Source organism: Amycolatopsis sp. NBC_01480 (genome assembly GCF_036227205.1).
GTDB lineage: Bacteria > Actinomycetota > Actinomycetes > Mycobacteriales > Pseudonocardiaceae > Amycolatopsis.
The window spans coordinates 7,588,593-7,609,859 of the sequence record NZ_CP109442.1 but is presented as its reverse complement, the minus strand read 5'-3'; the positions used below and the strand labels follow the sequence as shown (position 1 = coordinate 7,609,859).

20 protein-coding genes are annotated in these 21,267 nt (G+C 70.3%); 8 read left to right on the top strand and 12 right to left on the bottom strand.

The window, feature by feature from the left end; genetic code table 11:
• Window positions 1-25 precede the first annotated feature (25 nt).
• On the bottom strand, window positions 26-919 hold the full coding sequence (locus tag OG371_RS35975; RefSeq protein ID WP_329060151.1) for an ABC transporter substrate-binding protein: 894 nt from the start codon (window positions 917-919) through the stop codon (window positions 26-28).
• Window positions 920-1,588: 669 nt separating this feature from the next.
• On the opposite strand from OG371_RS35975, the gene OG371_RS35970 reads away from it, so the two are divergent.
• The gene (locus OG371_RS35970; RefSeq protein ID WP_329060149.1) at window positions 1,589-2,425 is read left to right on the top strand and encodes a hypothetical protein; all 837 of its coding nucleotides are present in this window, start codon (window positions 1,589-1,591) and stop codon (window positions 2,423-2,425) included.
• A gap of 237 nt (window positions 2,426-2,662) precedes the next feature.
• Here OG371_RS35970 and OG371_RS35965 read toward each other — a convergent pair whose 3' ends face one another.
• A complete protein-coding gene (locus OG371_RS35965) occupies window positions 2,663-3,592 on the bottom strand; it encodes a hypothetical protein (RefSeq protein ID WP_329060148.1) in 930 nt (309 codons plus the stop codon).
• 92 nt (window positions 3,593-3,684) lie between these two features.
• Complete coding sequence (locus tag OG371_RS35960) at window positions 3,685-4,377, bottom strand: SDR family NAD(P)-dependent oxidoreductase (protein ID WP_329060146.1); 693 nt, start codon at window positions 4,375-4,377, stop codon at window positions 3,685-3,687.
• On the opposite strand from OG371_RS35960, the gene OG371_RS35955 reads away from it, so the two are divergent.
• The 3 genes from OG371_RS35955 to OG371_RS35945 all read left to right on the top strand — a co-directional run bounded on the left by OG371_RS35955 (window position 4,346) and on the right by OG371_RS35945 (window position 6,004).
• Window positions 4,346-4,648 carry a zinc-binding dehydrogenase gene (locus tag OG371_RS35955; protein ID WP_329060144.1) on the top strand — a complete coding sequence of 101 codons (303 nt, stop codon included), beginning with the start codon at window positions 4,346-4,348 and terminating at the stop codon, window positions 4,646-4,648. The two genes, OG371_RS35960 and OG371_RS35955, sit on opposite strands and share 32 nt — an antisense overlap.
• 120 nt (window positions 4,649-4,768) lie before the next feature.
• Window positions 4,769-5,545: an SDR family oxidoreductase gene (locus OG371_RS35950; RefSeq protein ID WP_329060142.1), complete on the top strand. Its 777-nt coding sequence runs from the start codon at window positions 4,769-4,771 to the stop codon at window positions 5,543-5,545.
• 87 nt (window positions 5,546-5,632) lie between these two features.
• Window positions 5,633-6,004, top strand: a complete 372-nt coding sequence (locus OG371_RS35945; protein ID WP_329060140.1) for a DUF2255 family protein — start codon at window positions 5,633-5,635, stop codon at window positions 6,002-6,004.
• A gap of 39 nt (window positions 6,005-6,043) precedes the next feature.
• On the opposite strand, the gene OG371_RS35940 is transcribed toward OG371_RS35945, so the two are convergent.
• Together OG371_RS35940 and OG371_RS35935 are read right to left on the bottom strand one after the other, a co-directional pair.
• Window positions 6,044-7,264, bottom strand: a complete 1,221-nt coding sequence (locus OG371_RS35940) for a cytochrome P450 (protein WP_329060138.1) — start codon at window positions 7,262-7,264, stop codon at window positions 6,044-6,046.
• 118 nt (window positions 7,265-7,382) lie between these two features.
• Window positions 7,383-8,342: a LysR family transcriptional regulator gene (locus OG371_RS35935; RefSeq protein ID WP_329060136.1), complete on the bottom strand. Its 960-nt coding sequence runs from the start codon at window positions 8,340-8,342 to the stop codon at window positions 7,383-7,385.
• Window positions 8,343-8,435: 93 nt separating this feature from the next.
• On the opposite strand from OG371_RS35935, the gene OG371_RS35930 reads away from it, so the two are divergent.
• The 3 genes from OG371_RS35930 (at window position 8,436) to OG371_RS35920 (ending at window position 12,389) form a co-directional block, all read left to right on the top strand.
• Window positions 8,436-9,407 carry a M64 family metallopeptidase gene (locus tag OG371_RS35930; protein WP_329060134.1) on the top strand — a complete coding sequence of 324 codons (972 nt, stop codon included), beginning with the start codon at window positions 8,436-8,438 and terminating at the stop codon, window positions 9,405-9,407.
• Window positions 9,408-9,564: 157 nt separating this feature from the next.
• The gene (locus tag OG371_RS35925; protein ID WP_329060132.1) at window positions 9,565-10,422 is read left to right on the top strand and encodes a HalD/BesD family halogenase; all 858 of its coding nucleotides are present in this window, start codon (window positions 9,565-9,567) and stop codon (window positions 10,420-10,422) included.
• A gap of 206 nt (window positions 10,423-10,628) precedes the next feature.
• Window positions 10,629-12,389, top strand: a complete 1,761-nt coding sequence (locus OG371_RS35920; protein WP_329060130.1) for a choline/carnitine O-acyltransferase — start codon at window positions 10,629-10,631, stop codon at window positions 12,387-12,389.
• 53 nt (window positions 12,390-12,442) lie between these two features.
• On the opposite strand, the gene OG371_RS35915 is transcribed toward OG371_RS35920, so the two are convergent.
• Both OG371_RS35915 and OG371_RS35910 read right to left on the bottom strand, forming a co-directional pair.
• A complete protein-coding gene (locus OG371_RS35915; RefSeq protein WP_442876023.1) occupies window positions 12,443-14,833 on the bottom strand; it encodes a hypothetical protein in 2,391 nt (796 codons plus the stop codon).
• 216 nt (window positions 14,834-15,049) lie between these two features.
• Entirely contained in the window at window positions 15,050-15,451 is a 402-nt protein-coding gene (locus tag OG371_RS35910; RefSeq protein ID WP_329060125.1) for a Dabb family protein, read from the bottom strand.
• Window positions 15,452-15,519: 68 nt separating this feature from the next.
• Here OG371_RS35910 and OG371_RS35905 point away from each other — a divergent pair, with 68 nt between their 5' ends.
• Window positions 15,520-16,143, top strand: coding sequence for a TetR/AcrR family transcriptional regulator (locus OG371_RS35905; RefSeq protein ID WP_329060123.1), 624 nt, complete (start codon window positions 15,520-15,522; stop codon window positions 16,141-16,143).
• 81 nt (window positions 16,144-16,224) lie between these two features.
• Here the strand turns inward: OG371_RS35905 and OG371_RS35900 are convergent, their stop codons facing one another.
• The 5 genes from OG371_RS35900 to OG371_RS35880 all read right to left on the bottom strand — a co-directional run bounded on the left by OG371_RS35900 (window position 16,225) and on the right by OG371_RS35880 (window position 21,253).
• Window positions 16,225-16,716, bottom strand: a complete 492-nt coding sequence (locus OG371_RS35900; RefSeq protein WP_329060121.1) for a hypothetical protein — start codon at window positions 16,714-16,716, stop codon at window positions 16,225-16,227.
• 253 nt (window positions 16,717-16,969) lie between these two features.
• Window positions 16,970-18,712: a CocE/NonD family hydrolase gene (locus OG371_RS35895; protein WP_329060118.1), complete on the bottom strand. Its 1,743-nt coding sequence runs from the start codon at window positions 18,710-18,712 to the stop codon at window positions 16,970-16,972.
• Window positions 18,712-19,452, bottom strand: coding sequence for an alpha/beta fold hydrolase (locus OG371_RS35890; RefSeq protein ID WP_329060116.1), 741 nt, complete (start codon window positions 19,450-19,452; stop codon window positions 18,712-18,714). The genes OG371_RS35895 and OG371_RS35890 overlap by 1 nt, the downstream gene beginning before the upstream one ends.
• A 16-nt stretch (window positions 19,453-19,468) precedes the next feature.
• Window positions 19,469-20,458: an LLM class flavin-dependent oxidoreductase gene (locus OG371_RS35885; RefSeq protein WP_329060114.1), complete on the bottom strand. Its 990-nt coding sequence runs from the start codon at window positions 20,456-20,458 to the stop codon at window positions 19,469-19,471.
• A gap of 6 nt (window positions 20,459-20,464) precedes the next feature.
• Window positions 20,465-21,253, bottom strand: a complete 789-nt coding sequence (locus tag OG371_RS35880) for an enoyl-CoA hydratase/isomerase family protein (RefSeq protein ID WP_329060112.1) — start codon at window positions 21,251-21,253, stop codon at window positions 20,465-20,467.
• Between the last annotated feature and the right edge of the window lie 14 nt (window positions 21,254-21,267).

The following is a 21,267-nucleotide window of genomic DNA, read 5'->3' as shown; positions in this document are numbered from 1 at the left end:
AGGCGTTCCCGTTGGAGGCTGCTCGTCATTTCAACTCGCGCGCGCTTCCCGCGCGGGTCAGCCACTGGTCGGTCAGCTTCGCCAGCGTGCCGTCGGCCCGCAGCGCCTCGACCGCGGCCGAGACGCACCCGGTGAGCGGGCTGCCCTTGTCCAGCACGGCGCCGAACTGCTCCGCCGCGCCCGCCGGCGGGACCTGGCCGACGATCACCGAGTCCGGCACCTCCCCGCCCCCGGTGATCTCGAACGCGGTCGGCAGGTCCACGACCAGTCCCTGGATCTGCCCGGTGGCCAGCGCCTGCTTCGCGTCGTCGTTGTTGTTGTACACGGAAATCTGCGCCGCCGGGGCGATCACCTTCTCCGCGGCGTCGTAACTGGTGGTCCCAACCTGCGCGCCCAGCTTGGCCCCGCGCAACGCGGCCAACGTGGTGGCCCCGGCGATCGGCGAGGCTTTGGTGGTGACCACGGCCTGCGTCACGTCGTAGTAGGGCGCGGAGAAGTCGACGGCCTTGCGCCGCTCGTCGGTGATCGAGAACTCGTTGAGGTCGGCGTCGTAGGTCTTGACCCCGGGCTGGATCGCGGCGCTGAACGGCACCCGCACCCAGGTGACGCCGTCGGGTCGGTAACCGAGCTTGCCGGCCACCGCGTACGCCACGGCCGCCTCGAACCCCTTGCCGTTGGCCGGATCGTCGTCGGAGAACCACGGCGGGTACGCCGGCTGGTCGGTGCCGAAGGTGAAGGACCCCGGCTTCAGCGTTTTCAGCTGCGCCGGAGCGCAGGCCCCCTGCCCGGGAGTGACCGGGCCGCCCGGCGCGGACCCGGCACCGCTGCCTTGGTCGACGGGCGCGCATGCGACGGCCCCCAACGGGCAGCTCACAGCCACGGCCACGACGAACGCGGCCCGGCGGAATCGAAGCGACATGCAGGCATCATGCCGGGCCGGGAGCCGCCGGGCCGATGCCCAGGATGCGGGACAGGCTCGCGGCGTCCTGCCCGCGCAGCTGGTCCGGGCAGGACCCGGTTCTAGGCGCTCCGGCCAGGCCCTTGGCCTCAGCGGTCCGGGCAGGTCCCTGCCCTCAGCGGCCCGGTCCTCGGCCCCAGTGGTACGAGCAGGCTCCTGTCCTCACCGCTCCGGCCGGGCCCTTGCTCTCGGTGGTCCGGCCGGGGTCCCTGTCCTCAGCGCTCCGGCCCGGCCCTTGGCCTCAGGCGAAACACGCAGGCCGGACGGCTGCTGCGGCCATGGCGGCGGCCTCAGGTCACCGGCGTTCCCGGCAGTCCACCCGTTCGGCGGCGCTGCCCTCGGCTCGTCCAGCCGCGCACTAGGGTTTTCCTTGGCCCGTTCTGGTTTCCTGAGTCCAGAGGCCCCACTCCCAGGTGGGCTTCTTGTTCCCCGGTGACGGGGAATCGCCGGGCCCGCGCGCGCCTGTCCCCCAGCGGGCCGCGCGCGGGCCACCCCGGGTTCACCGGCCCCATACCGCGCCCGGCCACGAACGGCAACGGGTGGTTCCACCTAAAGTGCGCTTGTCACGCCGATATCGGGTTTCGGTTTGCCGGTCTTCGGGCGGTTGCCGACACTCAGGCGATGGAGAACATGGTTTCCGAAGCCGAGACAGCGCCGGAGTCCGATATCCGGTTCCCCGTCGTCCTGCGCGGGTACGACCGCCGGCAGGTGGACGAGTACGTGCGGGTCGCGGAGAAGCGGCTGGATCGGCACGAGAAGGCCCGCCGGATGGCTGAGCGCAAGCTGGCCAAGGCCCAGGTTCCCACGCCCCGATCGGGCGAAACCGACCCGGCCCACGGGCTGGGGAAACGGATCGAGAAAATCCTCGAGGTCGCCAAATCCGAGGCCGAGGCGATCAAGGACCAGGCCCGCGAAGAGAGCGCGAAAATCCTGGCGGCAGCGGAGAAAACGGCCACGGACGCGGACGACGCCCGCGCAGAGACCGAACTCGCCGCAGCAACGGAAGCCCGGCTCATCATCTCCCGGGCCGAAGAGGAAGCCACCATCATCCGGTCCACCCACCAGGCCGCACTCACCGAACTCGGCCAGATCGCCGCCATCCTGACCGAGTTGCGCAGGCGCTACGCGGGCGAGCCCGAGGCGGAAACGAACCCCGAGTCAGAAGCCGACAGCACAGCCAACGCGGAAGCCTCGATAGAGCCCGAAAGCGCGGCCGAGAGCACGGCCAAGACGGACACCGAGGGCACGACCGAGGCGAAAGCCGACAGCCCGTCCGAGGACGAAAGCACAGCCGGGTCGGAAGCCAACCACACGATCGAGGCCGAAAACGCAGGCGAGACGGAAGCCGAGCGCACGATCGAGGCAGAGCCCACGCCTGCGAGCCCACCCAAGGCGAAACCCCAGCCCCCCAAGGCGAAACCCGCACCCCCCAAGCCTTCGCTGGCCGGTTCGACCCGGTCACGGTGAATTCCACCGCGACCGGCACCAACCGAACCTGGATGGCACTTGACCGTCTACTGTGGATCCACGCGCTGCCGCAACGATCCCGCCGGGGTCGCGGGCACCGATCACCACCACCCTGCCGAGACCATCACCCGCGGCACCCAGACCTAGTCGGTCACCGTGGATCCGCACCCCGCCGCAGCGAGCCCGTCGGGGTGGCGGCCACCGATCGCCACCCCGGCGAGACCACACCCGCGACGCCTAATCGGTCACCGTGAGGTCGCCGTGGAGGCCCGGGCGTTGTGGCAGTACCCCTTGCGCGGGCAGGACGGGCTGCCCGGGCGCCGTCCAGCCGGCCCAGTCGCGGGTTCCGCCGTCGTAGCAGGAGACCGAGATCCGGCTGCCGATCGGCGCCGAAGAGCCGGCGGTCACCGTCGCGGTCGCGATGGCCAGGGGGCCGCTCGCGTCCAAGTCGGTGACGGTGGCCTGCAGGGTGCCGGTCGGCTGGGTCAGGGTGATCGTGCCGGTGGCGGCGGTCGCCCCGGCGGCGGCGGAAGCGTCCACGGTGAGCACACTCCCGCCCAGGTCGAGGGTGCCGCTCACCCGGCGTCCGGGCAGTCCGGCGCGACTGCCGGGAAGGCCACCGCGCGGGCCGGGCACCGCAGTGCGGACGCTCAGCGTGCTCTCGTCGAGCGCGAAGAACGGCACGTGCGCCTGGCCCGCGGCGACCGGCTCGCCGAAGAATCCCCAGACGAAGCCGACACGGTCGCTATCGGGACGGTCGGCGACGCTCAGCGCCACCGGCGTGCCGACCATCGGCAGGCCCGGGTTGGCCGGGTTGTCCTTCCAGGTGATCACGCCGTTCAGCATGGCGAGCGAACCCGCCGCGGAGAGCGTGGTGATGGTGCCGCCGAACGCGGCGTACAAACTGCCGTCGGGACGGGTGTGCACGGCCTGCCAGGTTCCCGTGGCATGCGACGGGTCCCCCGGCGACGGCGCGGCGTGGGCGTCCAGGCTGAGCGTGACGGGGTCACCGCCCCACGACGGGAACCGGTCGCCGGGCAGCACCCCGTGCGCGGAACCGGTGACGCTCGCCGGCGCGGTATCCGCCGTCGCCACAGCGGAACCGCAGGCCAGCAACGAAATCGTGACGAGCGCGAGGGCTCCGAGGCGTGCTCGAGAAGTGCTCATGATGTTCCTCCCAGGATCGAAGACTCACATAACATCGTTATACGATGAGCTCCTTGAGAGTTTCCGCGGTTCTTCTCAGCGAGCGAAGGCGCTCAGTCCTGGTGCGCGGTGGCGACCGACTTCTCGCGCCACGGCTCCACGTCGTCGGCCAGGTGCTCCACCTTCACCTGCCAACGGTCGATCGCGTCGCCGCCGAGCAGCAGGTGGCTGGGCAGCTTGTCCTCGCTCGTCACCTCGTGGATCAGCGCCGCGCCCTTCACCGGGTCGCCCAGCTGGGTGTGGTTGGCGTCGCCGACCCAGTCCAATGTGGAGTGCGCCGGGGTGCCGTCGTACGCGGCGATGCGGCCGGCCGGCAGTGAAAGCGAGCTCTGGTCGAGGAAATCGGTGCGGAACACCCCGGGCTCGACGACCATGCTCTGGATCCCGAACGGCTCGAGTTCCACCGAAAGCGCCTCGCTGATACCGGCGACCGCGAACTTCGACGCGCTGTACATGCTCACGCCGGGCTCGCCTTCGAAGCCGGAGCGCGAACCGATGTTGACGATCTTGCCGCCACCGGCCGCACGCATGTGCGGCAGCACCGCGCGGGTCACGTTGATCAGGCCGAACACGTTGAGGTCGAACAGCGACCGCGCCTCGGCGTCGCTGACCTCTTCCAGCGCGCCGAGCAAACCGCGCCCGGCGTTGTTGACCAGCACGTCGATTCCGCCGAACCGCGCCACCACCGCGGCGACGGCCGGGCCGATGGCGGCGGTGTCGGTCACGTCCAGCGCGACCGGGAGCACCCGCTCGTCCGCCTTGAGGTCGGCGGGCAGGCGGTCCAGCGGCCTGGCGGTCTCCCCGCTCGGCGGCCCGCCCTCCTTCGAGCGCGACGTCACCGCCCGCTACACCGGCACCACCACCCCCACCGGCCGCCTCGGCGACCTCGCGAGCCTGGCCGCGACCGGCGCTCTGCGCGTCGAAATCGGTGCGGAGTATGCCTTTTCCGACGCCCGTCAAGCGCTGACCGACTTCACGAACCAGCACATCCGGGGCAAGGTCGTGGTCGTCTTCTGAGCCGTGGGGGGACCATGTTGTCCCCCGATAGACATGCCCCTTTTCGACCCCCTTTTCTCCTGGCTGGGCTGGTTTTCTCGAAGGCACAGCAAGCCCACCACGGGAAACAGGGAGCACCCTATGTCGAAGGTCATCACCACCACCCCGCTCGCCGGTCGCGTCGCCGTTGTCACCGGGGCCAGCAGCGGCATCGGCGCGGCCACTGCCGAGCGGCTCGCCGAGCTGGGCGCCAAGGTCGCCGTCGCTGCTCGGCGGAAGGACAGCCTCGACGCGCTGGCCGAGCGCATCACCGAAGCCGGCGGCACCGCGCTGGCCCTGCCGCTGGACGTCACCGATCGCGAGGCCGTGGTTGCCGCGGCGCAGGAGGTCGAGCGGCGGCTCGGGCGGGCCGACCTCGTGGTGAACAACGCCGGTGTGCAGCTGATCTCGCCGATCGAAGACCTGAAGGTCGACGAGTGGCAGCGCCAGATCGACCTGAACGTGACCGGCGTGATGAACGTGCTCGGCGCGTTCGTCCCCCAGCTGATCGCCGCCGCGGCCGAAGGCGGGCCCGCCGACCTCGTCACCACGTCCTCCATCGCGGCCACGCGCATCCTGGAGAAGTTCTCCGTCTACTCCGGAACCAAGGCCTACCTGAGCCACTTCTCGCGGCTCGCCCGCGTCGAGCTGGGCCGGAAGATGGTGCGGGTCTCGGCGATCGAGCCCGGCATGGTCGACACCGAGCTGCCCGACCACGTCACCGACCCCGACGCCAGCCGCCTGATGGCCGACCTGATCCGCGACATCGAGGTCCTCAGCCCGGCCGACGTCGCGGAGACCATCGCGTTCATCGCCTCGGTCCCCCGCCACGTCAACCTCACCGAGATCACCATCCTGCCGACGGCCCAGGCGGTCTGACCGGACCGGGTGAAGGGTTCCTGACCACCTGGCCGCCGGCAGTACAGTCCAGGAGCCAGGGTGACGGAAACCGGGGAGGCCTTGCCCATGACTGCCCGATGGTCCACTGAAGACCTCCGCCTGACGGAGGCGGCCAGGGAGCTGGAGATCGCCGTCCGGCGCGCCGACGGCGAGTTGCGGAAATGGGTGCCGATCTGGGTGGTCGTGGCCGGGGAGCAGGTCTACGTGCGGACCTGGCACCGGCGGGACACCGGCTGGTACGGCCAGGCCCTGCGCGCACGGCGGGCCCGCGTCCGCGTGCCGGGAATGGAAGCCGACGTCACCATCGAGGACATCGGCGACGCGCCGGTCACCGCCGACGTCGACGCCGCGTACCGCGCCAAGTACGGCCAGGGCGCGGGCTCCATGGTGTCCGACACGGCCACGGCTTCCACCCTGCGGCTCGACCCGGAGCAGTAGAAGCTCAGTACCAACCGTCCACAACGGACACCGAGGCCGTCACCAGCGCACCGGCAACTCTCGCAGCCCGCCCACGGCCAGCCCTTCGATCCGCCGCAGCTCGGCCGCCGGGACGGCGAGTTCCAGCGCGGGCAGCTTGCGCAGCAGCACCTCCAGGACCACTTGCAGCTCGGTGCGGGCCAGCGGCTGCCCGAGGCAGGCGTGGGCGCCGGCGCCGAACGCGAGGTGCGGGTTCGGGCTGCGGCCCAGGTCCATTCCGGACGGATCCGTGAACGCGCGCTCGTCGCGGTTGGCCGCGGCCATGCTGCACATCGCGCTGGTCCCGGCCGGCAGCACGGTTCCGCCGACCTCGAAGTCCTCGCTGAGGTACCGCATCATGCCGACGCCGGCGTTGGCGTCCGCGCGCAGCGACTCCTCGACCGCCGTGCGCACCAGCGACGGGTCGGCCAGCAGCCGCTCCCACCGGCTCCGGTCCGCGAGCAGCATCGCGACCATCTTGGCGATCATGTTGGCGGTGGTCTCGTGCCCGGCGATCAGCAGGCCGATGCCGGTGGCGGACAGCAGCGCGTCGGACCACAGCTCGCCGTCGTTGCCGGTGTCGACGATCAGCGCGCTGAGGATGTCCTCGCCCGGATCCGCCCGCTTCGCCGCGATGTGCCCGCCCATGTACCGGCCGAACTCCTGCTGCGCCGCGTCGAACTCCGCCTGGGTGTAGCGCGTCATGCTGAGCATCACGTCCGACCAGTGGGCGAACCGGTCGCGATCGGTGTCCGGCACGCCGAGCATGTCGCAGATGACCCAGACCGGCAGCGGGAAGGCGACGCCGGACTTGAGGTCGCCGGGCGCGCCCTTGGCCACCAGCTCGTCGATCAGCTGCTCGGCCATCGCCGCCATGCCGGGGCGCAGCGCGTTCATCCGCTTGGCGGTGAACCACTTGCCGACCCGCCGCCGCCACTTCAGGTGCGGCGCGCCGAACTGGGGCATCACCGAGGCCATCTCACTGTTGAACACCCCGCCCGACTCGGTGTCGGCGACCCGCGCCGCGTTGTCGCCGGGGCCCGGCCGGGTGAACCGCGGGTCGGACAGCAGGCTCTTGACGTCGTCGTAGCGGGTGAGCAGCGCGGCCTCGTCGCCGCTGGCGAGCGTCACCGGCGTCACCGGGCGCTCGGCGCGCAGCTCGGCCCACTCGGCGGGCGGCTCCAGCGCAGCGTCCGAGATGAACGGGAACCGGGGCAACTGGCCGGTGTTGCTCTGCGCCATCACGAACTCCTTGTCGGTGAATGTCTGCTGCCGCCCAGCATGGCCGGGAACCCCTGTTAAGTCAATCACTTGCTTTACTCGCCGGCCATGGGCTTGCCCGGCGATGCGCGGGTTGTCCTCAGCGCGCGACGCGCTCCACCCGGGAGCGCCGCCACTCCCGGTGGCTGGGGCTGCTGTCGGTCTCGAACCGGTACGCGGCGTCGGCCGCCTCGATCAGCGCGCCCGGGTCGCCGCCGAAGACGCCGCCGGCCCGCCACGCGATCAGGTACCGCATCCACAGTGGATCCCCGGCGAGCGGCCGGATCGCGATCTCCGGGGTGACGGGGAAGGTGACCTGGCACGGCGAGATCGCCCGGCCGGCCGCGATCAGCCGTTGCAGGGCCCGGAGTTCAGTGCTGCGGTGCGCGACCTGCGGCCGGAATCCGGCTGACGCACAGGCTTCCTCGAAGCATTCCGGCCAGCCGGCGCCGTCCGAGGGGCCGAGCACCCACCGTTCGCCGTCGAGCCGGGCCAGGTCGATCTCCGCGTCGGCGGCCGCCGGATGATCGGCAGCGAGCGCGACGAACACCGGCTGGACGCCCAGCGGCCGCAGCGAAACCTCCGGCGCCGGGCGCAGTTCGTGGCCGGGGTAGTCGGCCACCACCGCGGCGTCGAGTTCCCCGGCGGCCAGCCGGTCGAGCAGCCGCCGGGGCGAGAACTCCGTGGTCACCGAGACCGCCGGGCCGTGCGAGGGGTGCCCGATCCGGTCGGCCAGCTCGACCACCAGGGAGGAGCCGATGCCGCCGAGCGCGACCGGCCGCTCGGCGCCGTCCACCAGCCACCGCGACGCGTCCCGGTGCATCGTGTCCGCCGCGGACAGCACGGTCCGCGCGCGGGAAAGCACGCATTCGCCGAATTCGGTCGGCACCACCCCGCGGAGGCTGCGGACGAACAGCTTTCCGCCGAAAACGCGCTCGATTCGCTGCACCGAGGCGGTCAAGGCCGGCTGGCTGCTGCCGATTCCGGCCGCGGCGCGGGAAATGCTGCCCGCTTCGGCCACCGCGCACAGGAGCCGCAGGTGCCGTAGCTCGACCTCCATAACCCCGACCTTATGGCCGCTTGGGATGTCCCGGAAGCCGCCGAAAGTCGGGATCGTGGAAGGGCTCCCCCACGTCCCCGCAAGGAGTCCCCCATGCGACGAGCCTGTCTCGCGGTCGCGCTGAGCGGCGCGCTGGCACTCGGTTTCGCCCCCGCCGTCACGGCGGCTTCCGGCTTCACCACGTCGATGGAGGTCTTCGAACCCGGCGGCAGCATCCACCGGGTCACGGTGACCCGGCCCGCCTCGGACCGCGCCGCCGCCCGGATCGCCCGCCCGGCCGACGTGGTCCCGATCGAGCAGAACGGCCCCAGCGACACCACTTTCGACCTCGTCGTGGTCGGCGACGGCTACACCGCCGACGAGATGTCCACCTACTCCGAGAACGTCAAGTCCAGCATCGACGCGCTGTTCTCGATCGAGCCGTACAAGAGCTACCGCAAGCAGTTCAACATCTGGCAGGTCAATGTCGTGTCCCAGGATTCGGGCGTCAGCAACGATCCGGACCAGGGCATCCAGCGCAACACCGCGATGGGCTCGTACTTCTGGTGCGGCAACACCGAACGGCTGCTCTGCGTCGACGAAACCAAGGCGAAGCAGTACGCAGCGGCCGCGCCGGACGTGGACCAGATCCTGGTACTGGCCAACAGCACCAAGTACGGCGGCTCCGGCGGCGAGGTCGCCACCTCCTCGGGCGGCAACGGCGCCTCGAGCCAGATCGTCCAGCACGAGCTGGGCCATTCCATCGGCGGGCTGGCCGATGAATACGACTACGGCGACTGCGACCCGAGCGAGCCGGCCGAGCCGAACGCGACCTCGCTGACCGAGGACCAGATGCGCGCCCAGCAGGCGAAGTGGTACCAGTACCTCGGCCAGCCTTCACCGGACGGCGGGACCGTCGGGGCCTACGAGGGCTCCCGCTACTGCCAGACCGGGATGTACCGGCCCAGCGAGAACTCGATCATGCGCACGCTCGGCCAGCCGTTCAACCCGCCCAGCACGGACGCGATGATCGCCGGGTTCTACCGCGAGGCGCCCAGCCTGGCGCCGCACCGCCACGCCGCCTGAGCAAAAAGCTCGTGAGTGTTTATGACGGTTAGAACCGCGTCATAAGCACTCACGAGTCCTTGCTCACAAACCGACGGTTGAGCGGCCGGGATCTGTGCTACCTCTTTTCCTCACGTCCAGGGCAAGCACCGAGGCTTCACCTGCCGAGAGGACTTCGATGAGCACCTCCGTGGCCGCGCTGGAAATGGTCGACACCGGCCGCTACCCGCTCACCGAGCCGGACAGCCCGGCCTGGCGCGAGACCGTCGGGCGCACCCGGGCGGAGCTGGCCGAAGCCGGCTGCAGCGTGCTGGAGCACTTCATCCGGCCCGAGCTGCACGAGGTGCTGCGCGCCGAGTGCGCCGCGCTCGAACCCCACGCGTACACGAAGATCGAGAAGGTCAACGCCTACAACACCGCGATCGACGAGCCGCTGCCCGAAGACCACCCGGGCCGGACGATCATGGAGCGCGGCAACGCCTTCGTGGCGCGGGACCACGTCCCGGCCTCGTCGCTGATCAGCCGGCTCTACACCAGCCCGCTGTTCCAGCGGTTCGTCGCCGACTGCTTCGGCCGGCCGCGGCTGCACGAGCTCGCCGACCCGCTGTCCGGGCTGACGCTCAACGTCATCGCGCCCGGCCGCGCGCACCCGTGGCACTTCGACACCAACACCCACACGGTCAGCCTGCTCACCCAGGCCGCCGCCGAGGGCGGGACCTTCGAGTACTGCCCGAACATCCGGTCCGCGGCCGACGAGAACTTCCCGGCGGTCCGCGCGGTGATCCGCGAAGACGGCACTTACCCGGTGCGCCACCTAAAGCTCCGGCCGGGCGATCTGCAGCTGTTCAAAGGACGCTTCGCCTTGCACCGGATCAGCACGGTGGAAGGCGCCGTCGCGCGCCACTCCGCTATCTTCGCCTACAGCGAGCGCCCAGGGGTCGTCGGCAGCGCGGAACGGACCCGGCAGCTGTTCGGCCGGGTCCTGCCCGCCCACCTCGGCGGGCGCACCGACCGGGGCGACGAGCTGCTGGATTAGCGTCCGGTGCCCCGGCCGGCTTGCGCCCCAATGTGGCGTTCGGTGCGTCCAGCGCACCGAACGCCACATTGGGTGCTCCAGCCCTGCCCCACCACCACCCTCAACGGAGGCGCTCCGCGCCCAGCCCTGATTCCACGCAACCAACGCCACATTGGGGCGCTCCCGGCCCTGGTGGCTCCGACAGGCACCGACAGACAAGGAAAACCGTGAGCAGTCCGGAATGGTCCACCCGCACCTTCGGCAACGACGACCGGCTCCCCCGGGTCCCCGTGCCCACGCTGGAGGCCAGCGGCCGCCGCTTCCTCGAGTGGTGCGCGCCGCTGCTGACCGCGCAGGAGCTGACCGAGACCGAAGCCGCGGTCGCGGAGTTCCTCGCGCCGGACAGCCCGGCGCACGGACTGCAGGCGGCGCTGGAGGAGTACGACCGGTCCCCCGGCGTGCGCAGCTGGCTCGACACCTTCTGGCCGTACCGCTATCTCGGCCGCCGCGACCGGATCGCGCTCAACGCCAACTTCTTCTTCCTGTTCCGGGAGTCCCCGCTGGGCCAGGTGGAGCGCGCGGCCGAGCTGGCCGCTTCCGCCGTCGACTACAAGCTGCGCGTGGACGACGAGCTGGTGCCGCCGGTGCTCGTGCGGGGCGCGCCGCAGTCCATGGTGCAGCACAAGTTCCTGTTCTCGGCAACGCGGATCCCCGGCGTCGAGCTGGACACCGTGCGCACCCCGTACCGCGAGGGCTGGGAGGGACCATCGCGCGAGCGGCACATCGTGGTGTTCCACCAGAACACCCCGTACCGGCTGGACGTGCTCGACGAGGACGGCCGCCCGTACTCCCCCGGGCAGCTCGCCGACGGCCTGCGCGCGATTCTCAAGGACGACAACGTCACCGACGTCGCCGCCGGGCACTTCACCACGATGGCCCGCGCGGAGTGGGCGGCTTCGCGCGCGGCCCTGCTCGAAGCGGGGAACGGCGCAGCGCTGGAAACCATCGAGACCGCGCTGTTCTGCCTGTGCCTGGACGACTTCACGCCGTCGACCGCGCTCGAAGCCGGGGACCGGCTGCTGCACGGGGACAGCGGCAACCGCTGGTTCGACAAGGCCGTGTCGTTCATCGTGTTCGCGGACGGCACCGCGGGGATCAACGTCGAGCACTGCGAACTCGACGGCACCACCATCCTCGGCTTCACCGACGCCGTGCTGAACGGTTCACGGGCCGAGCGGGAGCCGGCTTCCGGCGTTCCCGGGCACGAGGTCGTCGAGTTCAAGCTGACCGACGCCCTCCGCGAAGACGCGCAAGCGGCCGGGGCGGCCTTCAAGGCGTACGCCGATGCGACGGCGACGCAGACGTTGTCCTTCGACTTCGGTGCGAACCGGGCGAAAGAACTGAAGATGTCGCCGGACGCGTTCGCGCAAATGGCGTACCAGTTGGCCCACCGCCGGGCGAAGGGCCTGACCGGCGCGACGTACGAATCGATCGCCACCCGGCAGTTCCAGAACGGCCGCACCGAGGCGATGCGGGTGGTGACGCCCGAGGTCGTGCGCTTCGCCGACCTCATGACCGACGAGCAGGCCTCCCCCGACGAGAAGCGTGAGGCTTTCCGCGCAGCCGCCGCGAAGCACGTCGCCCGCGCCAAGGAGTGCCAGGCCGGGGACGCGCCGGAACAGCACCTGTGGGAGCTGCAGCTGATCGGGAAACGCCGTGGTGACACCGAAACGCCGGCGCTGTACTCCTCGCCGGGCTGGCTGAAGTCGCGCGACGACTACCTGAGCACCAGCTCCGCGCCCTCGGTCAGCATCCAGTACTTCGGCTTCGGCTCGACCAGCCCGCAGTGCATCGGCGTGGCGTACGTGCTGCTGCCGGACCGCTGGAACATCTACCTCAGCACCCCGAAACACGTTTCGGCGGAGATGCACCGCTTCGCCGACGAGCTGTCCCGCGCGGTCCTCGAACTGCAGGAACTGCTGGCCTGACAAGGAAATCGTCAGCCGGACGGCCACCGCGGCGGCCGTCCGGCTGACGAGCGTCAGATCGCCGCGGTGCTGCGGCTGACCGAAGTCCCCGCGGGGATCCAGAAACTGGTGTACGTGAGGTCCGTGCGCTGCCCGGCGGCGTTGGCGCTCCACAGCCGGACCCAAAGCGTGTACTGCGTCCGGTCCGCCGGCACCGTGAACTCGAACGTCCCCGTGCCGTCGGCTGCCGGCTGGACGGTCACCTCGGTACCGGGCCCGCCGTATTCACCCACGATGTACCCGTAGGAGGCCAGGCCGGGCTGCACCGGGGTGGCCGTGCAGTGGATCACCTGGCCGGGCTGGGCGTTACCGCTCGCACCCGCGTCACAGGACAGCGGCGGGGCCGCCGAGCGGGGCGAGAACGAGTAGTACCCGGCTTCCGACACCGTGCCGTCGGCGAACGTGGTGGTGGCGTTCAGGTACTGCGAGTCGACGGTGAGCGGGGTCAGGACCACACTTGCCGTCCCGTCCGGGCCGGCCGGCACGGTGACCGGGTCCCCGTCGCGGTAGCGGTAGGTGTAGCTCACCGCGCCCGGGATCGGCGAGGAGACGGTGAACGTGCCCGGCGTGGTGACGTAGTTCCCGACCGACCACTTCGGGAACTCCACGCTCGCGATCGTCGGCCCGTTCGTGTCGGCCACGACGTTGACCCCGCTCGTCCCCGACACCAGTCCGGCCGCGGTCGTCGTGTGGACGTCCAGCCAGTGCTGGCCCACCTGCGCCGGGACGATGGTGACCTGGGCCGTGCCGTCCGGTCCCACGGGGATCGTCACCGGGTCGCCGTAGTCCCAGTCGTAGGTGAAGGACACCGAATTCGGCAGCGTGGCGTGCAGGGTGAAGACGGCGGGGTGCGCGGTCATGACGCCGTCGGGCACGTCGACCACGGGCAGGCCGCGGTCGATCGGGATCTCGTTGAAGCTGGTGCTGGACAGGTTCCCGTTGGCCATCCGTGCCCGCACAGTGACGTCGTAGCGCTTCGCGGCGTCCGTCGGCGTGACCGTGATCGTGGCGGTGCCGTCCGGGCCGGCGGGCAGGGTGGTCTCGGGCCCGCCGTCGATCCGGTAGAGGTACTCGGTGGCGCCGTTGTCGCCGTGCGGGCTGAACTTGCACTGCCGCGTCTCGCCGAGGAACGCCTGCGCCGGCGTGCAGGCCATCGAAGGACCGTTGTCGGGCACGAAGAACCGGTATTCGCCTTCCGGTCCGCGGTTCCCGGCGGTGTCCACCCCGGCCGCGTACATGCTCATCGGCCCGCCGGTGGGCGGGGCGAACCGGACCGTGGCCTGGCCGCCGGGGCGGTCGGCCGCGACGTAGGCGCTCTCCCGGTCGCCGACGTTCCACTCGAAGCCGGTGATCTGGGTGTCCCCGCCGGCGTCGAGCTTGAAGTCGCCGGGGATTCCGGTGCCGCCCTTGCCCGGCCCCTCGTAGCCATAGTCGGCCGAGGTGATCACCGGTGCCGTGGCCGGTGCGGTGAAGTCGGTGGTGAACCGGCAGGTCTCGCTCCACGCGCTGCTGGCCAGCGGGTCGTACGCGCGGACCTGCCAGGCGTAGGTGACGCCGTCCGCAAGCTGCGCATCGGGGTCGAAGGACGTGGTGGTGCTGTAGACGCCGCGCGTGCCGGTGGCCCGCTGGTCCGGGTGATCGACCGGCCACCAGGCGAACTCGGCCGAGAAGCTCTGGTCGTCCGGGTCGCTGACGGTCGCCGACATCGTGGACTCACCGTGGCTCACGACCGGGGCTTCGGCGCAGGCGTGCGTCCCGGTCTTCAGCGCGGTGGGCGTTGCCGGAGGCACGTTCTTCTGCATGCTGACGTACAGCAGCGGCCGGTAGGTGCGGCCGAAACGCGGGTTGTACTGCTGGTCGTCCGGCAGGCGCAGGACCATGGTCAGCGAGGTGCGGCCGGCGTCGATCGCCTGCTGCAGGGTGGGTGCGGCGTCCCAGCCGAGGTAGTCCGACGGGCAGGCGTCGAGGCTGCCGGGGCCGGGCAGCTTGCTCAGCTCCTTGGGCTGCTCCTCCCAGGTCGGCGTCTTCTTCGGCGGGGCCGTCACCCACAGCTCGGTGCCGCGCGGCGCCGAGCAGTCGGCGACCGCGGTCTCCTTTCCGGACAGCTCCGCGGAAATCACCTTGGCGCCGCGCAGCCCGGACAGGTCGAAGGTGAAGTAGGACTTCGACACGTGCTTCTTGTGGTCGGCCGTGACTTTCGCGCCGATCGGCGCGTCGCCGGCCGGGTTGACGAAGCTCTTCTTCGGCTGGGCCGAGTCGGTGTAGGACCACGACGTCGACTGGATCGACGTGATGATGCTCGCCTGGGCCGGCGCCGCGAGCAGCGCGGTCCCGGTCGTGAGCAAGGCCGCGGTGACGGCGAGGACGCCCGCTCTCGCGGGCCGGGCCGATCTTGTTGAGCCCAAAGGGCTCACCCCCCTGTGTGCCGGCGGCCGCCCCCTGCGGCCGATCCGATACCGACACGCGCGAAGGAGGCGGACGGTTGCCCGCAAACCGGACCGGGCGGACGAATCTCTTCGACCGTCCCGGGCTCCGGTTGGTTACTTACCACTCAGGCGGCGCACTCGCGTCCACATCGGACAGTGCTCGGCCGCGGACGCGCTTCGGCCCGGGTGCGGCGTTCAGGCGTGGACGTCGGCTTGCGGGATGGCGTCGAGCATGCTCGCCCACTCCGGGTACCGCGCCAGTTTCGCCTGGTGCAGCGCGGCGATCTCCGTCCCGATCGCGGGGTCGCCGTCGTCGGTGAACCGCACCGCCGACAGCCGGGCCAGGCGCGGCAGGATCTCGTGGTCGCCGGCCAGGTGCACCGGGTCGTGCAGGTACCGCTCCAGGGCCTCGAGGTCTTCGATGCCGACGCAGTACGCGTGGGTGTAGCCCTCGGCCGGATCGCCGAGGTCCCGGCCGACCGTGCCGAAGGCGGCCGATGCCACGCCGGCCGTGCGTCGCATGGCGGCCAGCACGGCTTCGCGATCGGCCGATCCGACGTCTTCGCGGAAGCTGAACCGCAGCAGGTTGACGATCATGGTTTTCCTCCAGAATGAACGCGTGAGTTCAATTTAGCGAACTCATGAGTCCGTTGTAAACTGCCCCGGTGACCAACGCGACCGGGGCCCGCGGCCGGATCGACAAGCGCGAGGCGATCCTCACCGCCGCCTTCGCCGTCTTCGCCCGGCTCGGTTACGACCTGGCCGGCGTGCAGGAGATCGCCGCCGAGGCCGGGGTCGCCAAACCCACCGTCTACAACCACTTCCAGGACAAGGGAACGCTCTTCCGGGCCGCGCTGGCGGCCGCCGCGGAGCAGGTGGCAGCGGCGAATCTCGCGATCGTCGAAGGGATCACGGCGGACGGCGACCCGCGCCGAACCCTCGGCCGGGCGGCCCGCGCCCTGGCCCGCCGGTGCTGCGACGAGCAGTCCCGCGCCCTGCGCGGCCTGACCCACGTCCAGCTGGGCCGGTTCCCGGAGCTGCTCACCGACGTCCACGCGGTCACGGCGGGACGGCTTGGCGACGCGCTCGCGGATCGCCTGGCCCGGCTCGTCGTCGCCGGGCACCTTCGCCACTGCGATCCGGCGCAGGCCGCCGAGCAGTTCCTCGCGTTGCTCACCGGCCCCCTGGAACGGCGCTCGCGCCTGGGCACCCGCCCGCTGCCGGCCGCCGAGGTCGACGAAGTCGCGGACCACGCGGCCGACACGTTCCTCCGGGCGTTCGCGGCCTGAACCGCCCGTTCGGACACCTCGGAACGTCGCGATCCCGGCGTGGTTCGCTGCCCACGCCGGGATCCGCAACGGGTTCTGCGCTCAGCCGCCGACCTGGTTGGCGGCGGTCTGCGCGCGGGACATGTACTGCTGGTAGGCGCCGTTGAGGTAGGTCGTCCACGGCTGCCAGTTGCTGCCGCCCGAGGAGATGTTGTACGCGGCCTGCGCGCAGCCGGCGGGGTCGAACGCCTGACCGTCGGACACCTCGGGGTGCCAGCGGTTGCTGATCTGCCAGACGCCGCGGTCGTGGCTGCAGTCGGTGTTGATCAGCACGGCCTGGGTCCAGCCCTGGCTTTCGGCCAGTGCGACCGCGATGGAGATGACCAGGCCGTTGCCGTGCAGGTTCGCATTGCGCGCGTACTGGGCGATCTGCACGTCGCTCAGGTGGTTACCGGCCAGGATGCTCTGCTGCGTGCAGTCCAGCGGCTGCACGATCCGGGCCGGCTCGGTGCCGGCCGTGGCCAGCGGGGCGGTGATCAGCGCACCGGCCAGGACGAGCCCGGACAGCACGGAAACGCGGCGGAAGTACGTCATGCCAACCTCACAGTCATGGAAGCGGGGATGCGACGCGCCGGCCCGGCGGCAGACGTCATCCCGCCACCGGCCCGGTGAAAACCGAACGGTCGAGAACTGACCAGTTGGCGGATTGGTCTGGACAAATTTTACTCCGCGGCGGACCGGGGCACAAGCACCGGTGAGCACACGGGGTCCGTTACCTGCTAACCATGCTGCCGTTCCCGTCAATTCCCCGGCCTGGCAGCTGGCGGCCTTCGCTTCGCGCGCCGGCTCAAGTCGGCACAACGGGCAAAACGACGCGAGACGGCCGCAGCTCGTCGTGGAAGACCGACTGTTCGGCGATCCGGATCCGCGTCGCCAGGTCGAGCGGGTCGCCGGTGTTCGGATTGCGGTCCCAGCGGGGGAAGTTGCTTGAGGTGACCTGCAGGCGGAGCCGATGGCCCGCGGCGACCACGTGGCTGACGTTGCCCAGCGGCACCCGCAGCTCATAAGCCACGCCCGGACGCATCGGCTGCGGATCGTCGAAGGAGTCGCGGAAGCGGCCGCGCACGATGCCCTCCGTCAGGTTCTGCACAAAACCATCAGGGTGAACGTCGCACAGGACGGCGACGAAATCCGTGTCGACGCCGTCGGTGGCGGCGTGCAGGTACAGCTCGACCGGGCCGGTGATCTCGAGGGCCGAACCCTGCGGCGGGGCGGTGTAGACCAGGACATCAGACCGCGCCTGGTTCTTCGCCTGGTCCTCGACGCCGCCGCCCACGTAGCGCCCACCGGCCGTCGGAACGGGATTGTCTGGGTCGTAGCGGTAGTGGTCGGGCTCTTCCGGGCCCGGCGCGGCCGCGGTCAGCGTCCCGTCGCCGGCCGCGGTGTTGGCCGATCCCCCGCTGTGCAGATACAGCGCGGTGAACCTCGTCCACTCCGGCGGCCACTGCGCCTCGTCACGCCAGCGATTCTCGCCCATCACGAAAATACGGACCGGCGCCCGCGGGAGATCCTGCCCGTCACCCTTGAGGTAGTGCTCGAACCACGCGAGTTGCACAGCCAGCAGCGACGTCGCGGCCTCCGGGCCGAAGTCGATGTCACCCGTGCCCTTCGAGGTCGGCTGGCTGTACGGCAGCAGGTGCGCCCACGGGCCCATGATCATCGCCTGGTTCTCGCGCGCACGTGCGGACATCGCCTGCGAACGCAGCCCGTGGAAGTACTGCGGCGTGTCCCAGTTCGCGATGTCGTACCACGAGCCCAGATGGAGCATCGGCACGTCGATGTTGTGCAGCTGGCGGCGCAGGTCGACGGCCCACCAGTAGGCGCCGTCGGCCGAGTGGTGCAGCACGTCCTTCAGGAACGGCGCGGTGTCACCGAAAGTCTCGATCCAGTCGGACAGCGGCAGGTGCCGCAACGCTTCGTCCTTCAGCGGCGAGAACCGCATCGAGGGGTCGGCTCGCAGCGCTTCGAGTCGCGCCGCTGCCCCGCTTTTATTCAACGCACCGAGCGCCATGTTCAGGAAATAGCTCAACGTCCAGTTCAATTCGAGCGCGCCCCGCTGATACCAATAGTTCTCGAAAGCGGCCAGCGGAGCCGAAACGGGAATACACGTAACGAGGTGCTCCGGACGCTGAGCGGCCGCCAGGTATTGCACCAGCGCCCCGTAAGACTGGCCGAAAGTCCCGACTCGGCCGTTCGAGCCGGGCAGCCGCGCGGCCCACTCGACCGCGTCGTACCCGTCGTTCGCCTCGTAGACGAACGGGTACCAGACGCCTTCCGAACCGAAGCGGCCCCGCGTGTTCTGCACAACCGTGAGGTAGCCGTGCGAGGCGTAGAAATCGGCTTCGGTGAACTTGTCGGCAAGGTCGTTGTTCCGGTTGCCGTACGGAGTACGCCGCAGGAGAACCGGTGCGGATTCGACACCGGACGGCCGATAAATGTCCGAAACAAGCCGTTTTCCATCGCGCGTCACCATGATCACGTCGCGCTCACGCGATACCTCGAACGGCCCGCGTTGGTCACTCAGGCTCATCACGTACTCCTTATCGGAAGGGAGCCGACAAACCGCGAAAGCGTGTCCACGACCCGCTCCGGCTGCTCGACCTGGGGCCAATGCCCGCTGGACGGAATCGTCACCAAAGTGGCCCCGGGGAAACGAGCCATGATCAGATTGTCGAGCAGCTCACCGCGAATGACCGGATCGCTGCCGCCCACAACAATCTCGACCGGCGCGACGGCCCGGGTCGGCGCTGAGCCCTCCGGATGCCCGCCGCTCCAGGCTTCGAACGTCGCGGTCACGTGGGCGGGGGTGAGCCGCAGGCCCGAATCGAGCAGCCTCGCCATCTTGTCCTCGGGCAGGTTCGCCGAGAGCTGCGTCCGGATCCCGCGTTGCACTTCCGGCTGTCCCCCGCAACTGCGGAGCGCGGCCGTCATCTCGGCGGGCAGGCTCATTCCCCCGAGCGGCACCGGAGCCAGCAAGGCCAGCCCCACCACGCGTTCCGGACGGCGCACGCTCACCAGCTCCGCCACCTGGCAGCCCATGCTCTGGCCGACGAGAACGACGTCACCGGTCACCTCGTCGTCCACCAAAGCGGTGACCTGGTCGGCGAAAGCATCCAGATTGGGCGACGGTACCTCGCCGAGTTCCACCTGCGCGCTCGGCCAAGGCAGCCCCCCTGCCACCTCGTCCCAGGTATGCCCGTCGTCGAGAAAACCGTGGATGAAAACAATGGTCGGTTGTTCCCCATTACCGGTCGACGCTGACTGGTTCATGAATTCTCCCGCTGGATCAAGACCCTCGTTGGGCGACGGCGTAAAAGCGCTCCAGCTCGCCGGCGATATCCGGTCCGGCGGGTTGGTAAATGATCTCGGTGACGCCCTGCTCGGCGTAACGGGCAAGCTGTTCGGCGATCTGCGAAGGCGACCCGGTCACCGTCGTCGAGGGCACCGCCCGCCAGCCGCCGGCGGCCCACGCGGCCTCGTCCGCCTCGTTGAGCCCGATCAGGTGCTGGTCGTGGACGGCCAGGTGGCGTTCCCGTTCGGGCTCGGCCGTGATCACCTTCAGCCACTGGTCACCGCCGGGAAGCTGGGTGACGTCACCGCCGAATTCGTGCGTCACGTGGTACGCCAGCGCGTGCCCGGCACCGGCCGCGGCGCGCACCCGCGGCGAGTCCAGCGGCTCCTCGTCCGCGAGCACGGTGCCGTGGACGCCGAGAGCGGCCCAAGAGAACTCGTGCGAATGCTCGGTCTCGTTGTTCACGGTGAGCAAGCCATCGGCCAGTTCACTCGCGACGGCCAGCCCCTTGGGGCCGAGCGCCGAGATCAGCACCGGGATGTCGACCGGACGGGGCGGCGCGTATCCATCGGGGTGCAGCATCCTCAGTGGACTGCCGTCCCACTCCACGGTTTCGCCCCGCAGCAGCCCGCGGAACGCCTGGACGTACCGCGAGAGGTACGCCCAGCTCGCTGGCCGGGCGCCGAGCGCGCGGGCCCCGTTGAATCCCGTCCCGAACGCGACCGCGACCCGGCCCGGAGCGAGCGCCGCCAGCATCGCCGCGCCCGACGCGTTGACCATCGGGTGCCGCAGGCTGGGCACGAGAACGCCGGGGCCCAGCCCGATCCGCCCGGTCTCCTGGACGGCGAGCGCGAGCATCGCCCAGACGTCCGGGCTCTGCGCGGGCGTGTCGAACAGCCACGCCCGGCGATAGCCCAGCGCCTCCGCCAACGCGATGTGCTCGGGCGACTTCAACGAGGTCGCGAATTGGCAGGAGATGTCCATGGCGAGTCAGCGTCCTTCGAAGTCGATCAGCGGACGCGGCTTGCCCGCCCGATAGGCGGCGATCCCGTTCTTGAGTCCCTTTTTCCAGTCGTCCGATTTCAGCAGCGGCAGGTACACGTCCGCGACGATATTGTCGGCCGCCGCGACGCCACTGATCGCCGACGTGCGCACCAGAATCTTGTGCGCTGCGTGGGCCAGAGTCGGGCCGTGGGCGAGTTTTTCCGCGAAGGCCAGGGCTTCCGGGAGCAGGTCCGCATCTTCGACCACCCGATTCACGCCGCCGTGCCGAAGCATGACTTCGGCGGGGACCTCCTCGGAGGTCAGCGACCATTCGTAGGCCAGCAGCGGCCCCACTCGCTCCGCCGAGCGGTAAACCCCGCCGAGCGCCGTGACCAGGCCCAGCGTCTGCTCGGAATGGCTGAATCGCGCGGACTTCGCCGCGAAAATGAGGTCGGCGCGCAGGACGAGTTCGAACGCGCCGCCATTGCACAGGCCCTGGACCGCGGCGATCACCGGGATGGGCAGGTGCTCGAGCCGGTTGAACACGTAGGCGAACCGTTCCAGCTGGGCCGCCCACTCCCCCGGCTCCAGCGTCTCCCAGGGCACGATGTCGCCGCCGTGGCAGAAATCCGGCCCGTCGCCGGCCAGCACCAGCGCGCGGGCCTTGCGGCTGACGACCTCGTCGAGGGCGCTGTCGAATTCGTCGACCATGGGCTTGTGGAAGCGGTTGTCCGGCGGCCGCCGGAGGGTGACCGTGGCGACTCCCGATTCGATTTCCAGACCGATGTTGTCCATTGTCTCACCTTCCG

Bases quoted from the DNA above. Each gene is read 5' to 3' on its own strand.
- OG371_RS35900 (WP_329060121.1), bottom strand. From the start codon at position 16,716: ATGACGTACTTCCGCCGCGTTTCCGTGCTGTCCGGGCTCGTCCTGGCC.
- OG371_RS35910 (WP_329060125.1), bottom strand. From the start codon at position 15,451: ATGATCGTCAACCTGCTGCGGTTCAGCTTCCGCGAAGACGTCGGATCG.
- OG371_RS35940 (WP_329060138.1), bottom strand. From the start codon at position 7,264: ATGGCGCAGAGCAACACCGGCCAGTTGCCCCGGTTCCCGTTCATCTCG.
- OG371_RS35945 (WP_329060140.1), top strand. From the start codon at position 5,633: ATGACTGCCCGATGGTCCACTGAAGACCTCCGCCTGACGGAGGCGGCC.
- OG371_RS35935 (WP_329060136.1), bottom strand. From the start codon at position 8,342: ATGGAGGTCGAGCTACGGCACCTGCGGCTCCTGTGCGCGGTGGCCGAA.
- OG371_RS35930 (WP_329060134.1), top strand. From the start codon at position 8,436: ATGCGACGAGCCTGTCTCGCGGTCGCGCTGAGCGGCGCGCTGGCACTC.
- OG371_RS35975 (WP_329060151.1), bottom strand. From the start codon at position 919: ATGTCGCTTCGATTCCGCCGGGCCGCGTTCGTCGTGGCCGTGGCTGTG.
- OG371_RS35895 (WP_329060118.1), bottom strand. From the start codon at position 18,712: ATGAGCCTGAGTGACCAACGCGGGCCGTTCGAGGTATCGCGTGAGCGC.
- OG371_RS35965 (WP_329060148.1), bottom strand. From the start codon at position 3,592: ATGAGCACTTCTCGAGCACGCCTCGGAGCCCTCGCGCTCGTCACGATT.
- OG371_RS35885 (WP_329060114.1), bottom strand. From the start codon at position 20,458: ATGGACATCTCCTGCCAATTCGCGACCTCGTTGAAGTCGCCCGAGCAC.
- OG371_RS35880 (WP_329060112.1), bottom strand. From the start codon at position 21,253: ATGGACAACATCGGTCTGGAAATCGAATCGGGAGTCGCCACGGTCACC.
- OG371_RS35970 (WP_329060149.1), top strand. From the start codon at position 1,589: ATGGTTTCCGAAGCCGAGACAGCGCCGGAGTCCGATATCCGGTTCCCC.
- OG371_RS35950 (WP_329060142.1), top strand. From the start codon at position 4,769: ATGTCGAAGGTCATCACCACCACCCCGCTCGCCGGTCGCGTCGCCGTT.
- OG371_RS35925 (WP_329060132.1), top strand. From the start codon at position 9,565: ATGAGCACCTCCGTGGCCGCGCTGGAAATGGTCGACACCGGCCGCTAC.
- OG371_RS35890 (WP_329060116.1), bottom strand. From the start codon at position 19,452: ATGAACCAGTCAGCGTCGACCGGTAATGGGGAACAACCGACCATTGTT.